The organism is Actinosynnema sp. NPDC059335 (genome assembly GCF_042752395.1).
Lineage (GTDB): Bacteria > Actinomycetota > Actinomycetes > Mycobacteriales > Pseudonocardiaceae > Actinosynnema.
The window spans coordinates 1-4,094 of the sequence record NZ_JBHYXZ010000293.1 but is presented as its reverse complement, the minus strand read 5'-3'; the positions used below and the strand labels follow the sequence as shown (position 1 = coordinate 4,094).

Genomic DNA, 4,094 nt, shown 5'->3' with positions numbered 1-4,094 from the left:
GCTGCACGCGCGCCCTTGAGGAGCAGCAGCCGCGCGTGCAGCACCGGGAACCGCGTGCCGGTCGCGGCGAGCGCGTCCTCGACGGCGGTGAGCTGGTCGGGTTCCTCGGCCAGGAACGCCCGCGCGGCGGCGAGGCCGGCCACCACGTGCGGTCCCGGCACGCGGTGGGCGAGCCGGGCGAGTTCGGCGACGTGGCGACGCGCCTCGTCGGCCGCCTCACCGCCCAGTGCGGCGGCGGCCTCGGCCAGTTCGGCGATGGCGCCGGCGCGTTGGAGGCGATTGCTTTCCGAGGCGCGACTTTCGCGCGTACGCGCCCCTATGCCGGTTCCAGCTCCCACTCCTGGCCGTCGTAGCCGGGCTGCGGGCCGCGCTGTTCGATGGACGCGGAGCTGCGGGAGTCGACGTGCAGGAACCGGCCGCTGTCCCGGTTCGCGATCCGGTACACCGGAGCGCCGGTGGTCGCGGAGGTCACCGGGAGCAGTTGCCACTGCTGGTGCCGTGCGCCGGCGTAGGTGCGCTGGACGACGCTCGTGCCGACGGCTTCCACCACCTTGCCGCTCTTCATGTTCTCGATCGTGTAGTAGTCGACGCCCCGGTCCTGCGCCACCACGGTGAGCCGCCACCGCCGGTGGGCTTTGAGACCGCCTGGGCTCTGGTGGATCTGGGCGTCTTCGGCGGAGGACTCGTTGCGGACACCCAGCCGCAGGCTGCTGCGCCGGTTGATCCAGGACACCACGGTGCCTGAGGCGGGGAGAGCGGGGTCCTCGGCCAGGGTGATCCGCACGACCTGCTGCCTGTCCCTGCCGGCGAGGTAGAGGTCGCCGGCGTTGTCCATGGCCATCGCGTCGAAGAACCTGGGCGTGTCGAAGGTGCGGTCGTTGGCGCGGTTGAAGCACGAGGTGACGTTGTCCGCCACCGTGGTGATCACCCCGCTCGGGCTCACCCTGCGGATCCGGTCGTTCCTGGAATCGGCGATGTAGAGGTTGCCGGCGCCGTCGACCTCGACCCCGACCGGGCAGTTCAGGCGCGCGGAGGTGGCCGGGCCGCCGTCACCGTCGAACCCGGCGGTCCCGGTCCCGGCCACCGTGGTGATCACCCCGTTCGCGGCGACCTTGCGGACGCGGTGGTGCACCGAGTCGGAGATGTAGAGGGTCCCGGCGCCGTCCACGGCCAGCTGGATCGCGTGGGACAGTTGGGCGGCGGTGGCCGGACCGTTGTCGCCGCCGCCTCCCGACGTCCCCGACCCGGCCACCGTGGTGATCACCCCGTCGGCCGCGACCTTCCGGACGCGGTAGTTGCCGGTGTCGGCGATGTAGAGGTTGCCGGCGCCGTCCACGGCGATGCTCCGCGGGCCGAACAGCCGGGCTGCGGTGGCCGGGCCGCCGTCACCGTCGAACCCGGCGGTCCCGGTACCGGCCACCGTGGTGATCACGCCGTTCGAGACCTTGCGCACCCGGTGGCTGTCCAGGTCGATGACGTAGAGCGACCCGGCGCCGTCGACCGCCACGTCCACGGGGTAGCTCAAGCGGGCGGAGGTGGCCGGGCCGCCGTCACCGTCGGACCCGCCGACACCGGTGCCCGCCACGGTGGTGATCACGCCGTTCGGCGCGACGACCCGGACCCGGTGGTTGTGCCACCCTGCGATGTAGAGCGAACCCCCGGCGTCCACCGCGATCCCCGCCGGGTAGCTCAGCTGGGCGGAGGTCGCGGGACCGCCGTCGCCACCCCCGCCCTGGGTCCCGTTCCCCGCCACCACGGTGGCCGTGTAGGAGGGGGGTTGCGTGGTCGTGGCGCCGGGGGAGCTCATCGCGTTCCTCACGTTCCTCGGTTCGGTCCTGCCGCGGGTGACGTCGTCGCGCCCGCCCGCACGGCACCTGCTCGACCGGCGGCGGGCGTCGCGCCGGTGTTCACCGGGCCATGAAGCGGCGGAACAGGTTGCGGGCGACGTGCACCCCCGGGCCGCCGAACCCGATGATGTCGAGGCGTCCGTCGCCGGTGACGTCGGCGAGGTGGCGGGGGTGGTGGTCGACCCGCCAGCCCCCGGCCGCCTCGTCGTGCCCGAATCCCCGGCTGACGAGTTGAGCGGCCCCGAACCCACCGCCGCGGCCGTGGGACACCCAGACTCCTTCGTCCCCGAAGCCGACGATGTCGAGGGTCCCGTCGCCGGTGGTGTCGGCGAGGAGTCGGAGGTGCTTGCGCCCCGTCCACCCCTGGGCGCCCCCGAAGTCGTTGAGGACGAGACGGGCTTCCTCGAACGTGCCGTCTCCGCGCCCGCGTGACAGGACGACCCCCTGCGGGCCGAACCCGACGATGTCCACCGTGCCGTCGGCGGTGGTCTTGACCAGGAACCGCGGGTGCTCCTCGACCGAACGCCATCCCTTGTCGACCCCGAAGTCGTCGAGGGTGAACACGGGTTCGGAGAAGACCCCCTCCTCGTCCTGGAGCGACACCCAGACGCCGTCGTCGTGGAACCCGACGACGTCCAGCCGGCCGTCACCCGTCGTGTCGACCAGGGAGCGGGGATGCCTGTCGACCCGCCACCCGCCGGCCCGGTCGCCGTACCCGAACGCCGGCAGGACCGGTTCGGCGTCCGCCGGCGTGAACCGCCCGTCCTGGCCCTGCCGCGACACCCGGAGGCCGTCGTCGTGGAAGCCGACGACGTGGACCCCCCCCGCCACCGAGAGGTCCACGAGGGAGAAGACGTCCTCGCGGCGCGCGGCGTCGTTCGAGCCCGCGACCTGGTGCAGGACCCGCTCGGTCTCCTCGAACGTGCCGTCGCCCCTCCCGGACGACGTCACGATCCCCTTGCCGGGCTTGATCCCGACGAGGTCGACCCGCCCCCGCCCCGTGAGGTCGGCGACGAAACGCGGGGCGGCCCCCGCCTTCCAGCCCGGGTCGCCGCTCGGGGGCCGGGCGGCCGGGTCGCTCTCCCAACCTCCGGCGTCCGGGCGGCTGCCGAACCGCCCGAGGACCAACCGCGGGTCGCTGAAGGAGGGCGTCGCGTCGGGCGCCGGCCGCAGTGCGGTCGAGCGGACCAGTCGCCAGGACTGCCGACCGTTCCAGTGGGTTACCGGCGTCCACCGCAGCACGGGGTCGGAGGTGCGTTCGGGCGCGGCCGGGACGAACCGCCACCGCTGGCTCTCGTCGTCCTCGTCGTGCTCGCGCAGGACGAGGCGGGGTCCGTCCGGGTGCTCGGGATCGGTCAGACCGAGGACGACGTCGTCGCGGACGCACTCGATGCGGTAGAGGTCCGCTTCGCCGTCCACCGGGATGACGCGCCACTGCTGGGCCTGGCCGCCGTTCGCGGTCCGCCGGTGAACCTTCCCGTCCGCCGCGGAGGGGTTGTCGAGCACTTCGCCGCTGCCCGCGTCGCGGATCACGTACGCCTGATCCCCCGACGCCGGCTGCACGGGCACGAGTTGCCACCGCGCCGGGCTCGGGCCGCCGTCGGGGAAGTCGCGGACGACGAGGTGCCCGTCCGCGGCCGGCGGCTCCTGCGCGCCGATCGCCTTCTTCGTGGCGGCGTTGACTATTCCGACCTTGAGATCCTGCATGGGCACGGGCACCCTGCTGCCCCTTCCGGGCGGTACGGCCATTGGCACTGGCGGGTTCGCGCTGCGGCGGGCGCGGTCACGTGAAGACGTGGTGGTAGGGGACTCCCCACTCGTTCGGCAACCGGGGGTAGAAGGTGTTGATGACCGTGCCGGTGAAGTCGCCACCCCAGTTGTAGGTCACGCGCGCCTCGCTGTTCGCGGTCACGGCGTGGTCCTTGAACCCGAGGATCGTGTCCGGGTGGGTGATCGGCACGAAGGTCACACCGCCCCACGGCGTCACCGTCACGACCCACAACTGGGTGTCCTCGGGTGAGCCGTTCCTGCCGCGCCACTTCTCGCCGACCTTGGTCGGGAGACCGACCTGGACGCCGTCCGACTGGGGTTTCGGGGCGTCCTGGTGGACGGTGATCCGCCGGCGCCTCGGCTTCGGCGCACCGTCGTCGCCGCGGCCGGGCGGGGGGCGCCGCCCCCCCCGCCGCCGGCGCCCGGCCCGGCCGCCCCCCCCCGCGCCGCGCAGGCGAGAGACAAGGAAAAAAAAAT

Annotated in this window: 4 protein-coding genes; all 4 read right to left on the bottom strand. The window is 73.4% G+C overall.

The window, feature by feature from the left end; genetic code table 11:
* A partial coding sequence (locus tag ACFXGA_RS39760; RefSeq protein ID WP_378098243.1) for a hypothetical protein occupies positions 1 to 338 on the bottom strand: 338 nt, incomplete at its 3' end.
* Positions 317 to 1,807, bottom strand: a complete 1,491-nt coding sequence (locus ACFXGA_RS39755; protein WP_378098240.1) for an RICIN domain-containing protein — start codon at positions 1,805 to 1,807, stop codon at positions 317 to 319. The genes ACFXGA_RS39760 and ACFXGA_RS39755, both read right to left, overlap by 22 nt.
* A gap of 100 nt (positions 1,808 to 1,907) precedes the next feature.
* Complete coding sequence (locus tag ACFXGA_RS39750; protein ID WP_378098237.1) at positions 1,908 to 3,554, bottom strand: RICIN domain-containing protein; 1,647 nt, start codon at positions 3,552 to 3,554, stop codon at positions 1,908 to 1,910.
* Positions 3,555 to 3,630: 76 nt separating this feature from the next.
* Positions 3,631 to 3,849 (bottom strand): hypothetical protein, encoded by a 219-nt coding sequence (locus tag ACFXGA_RS39745; RefSeq protein WP_378098234.1) that lies wholly within the window; start codon positions 3,847 to 3,849, stop codon positions 3,631 to 3,633.
* Between the last annotated feature and the right edge of the window lie 245 nt (positions 3,850 to 4,094).